Genomic DNA, 1,230 nt, shown 5'->3' with positions numbered 1-1,230 from the left:
CGTCCACCTGGTGCTGGCGCGCACGCCGAACGCGCCGGAAGGCGTGAAGGGCATCTCGCTGTTCATCGTGCCGAAGTTCATGGTCAACGACGACGGCTCGCTCGGTGCGCGCAACGACGTGCACTGCGTGTCGATCGAGCACAAGCTCGGGATCAAGGCGAGCCCGACGGCGGTGCTGCAATACGGCGACCACGGCGGCGCGATCGGCTATCTCGTGGGCGAGGAAAACCGCGGCCTCGAATACATGTTCATCATGATGAACGCGGCGCGCTTCGGGGTCGGGATGCAGGGGATCGGCGTGGCCGATCGCGCGTACCAGAAGGCGGCCGAATTCGCGAAGGAACGCGTGCAGAGCCGCCCGGTGGACGGCTCGGCCAAGCAGTCGGTGACGATCATCCATCACCCGGACGTGCGCCGGATGCTGGGCACGATGCGTGCGCTGACCGAAGGCGCGCGGGCGCTGGCCTATGTGGCCGCCGCGCACAGCGACATTGCCCACCGCCATCCTGACGAGGCGACGCGCGCGCGTCATCAGGCCATCTACGAATATCTGGTGCCGGTCGTGAAGGGCTGGAGCACGGAGATGGTGAACGATGTGGCGAGCCTCGGCGTGCAGGTGCACGGCGGGATGGGCTTCATCGAGGAAACCGGCGCCGCGCAGTACTACCGCGATGCACGGATTCTCGCGATCTACGAAGGCACGACCGCGATCCAGGCGAACGACCTCGTCGGCCGCAAGACGCTGCGCGACGGCGGCGCGGTTGCCAAGGCGCTGATCGCCGAGATCGGCGAGACCGTCGCGGCGCTCGGCAAGCTGGACGGCGCGGCGGCCGCATCGATGAAGGTGCAACTGGAGAAGGGCGCGCAGGCGCTGTCGTCGGCGGTGGACTACGTGCTGGCGAACGCGAAGCAGGACCCGAACGCGGTGTTCGCGGGCAGCGTGCCGTACCTGAAGCTCGCGGGCGTCGTGCTGTGCGGATGGCAAATGGCGCGCGCGCTGCTGGCCGCTCACGCGAACCGTGCGAGCGACGTTGCGTTCTTCGACGCGAAGATCGCGATCGCGCAATGCTATGCGGAGCACGTGCTGGTGCAGGCGGGCGCACTCGAAGCGTCGATCGTCGGCGCGAAGGGCAACGAGAGCGTGCTCGCGTTGACGGAAGACCAGTTCTGACCCACTGACGGTCGGGACGCAGCAGGAGACAGGATTTTGACCACACAGGACTTGCTCGC

The 1,230-nt window shown here is 67.3% G+C and carries 1 protein-coding gene; it reads left to right on the top strand.

What is annotated here, in order from left to right; translation table 11 throughout:
- A partial coding sequence (locus tag JMF90_RS37690; RefSeq protein ID WP_201326406.1) for an acyl-CoA dehydrogenase occupies window positions 1-1,171 on the top strand: 1,171 nt, incomplete at its 5' end.
- Between the last annotated feature and the right edge of the window lie 59 nt (window positions 1,172-1,230).

Source organism: Burkholderia sp. E168m23, from assembly GCF_016586125.1.
Classification (GTDB): domain Bacteria; phylum Pseudomonadota; class Gammaproteobacteria; order Burkholderiales; family Burkholderiaceae; genus Burkholderia; species Burkholderia orbicola.
Note: the sequence above shows the minus strand (reverse complement) of the source record. Positions and strands in the feature narration are given on the sequence as shown.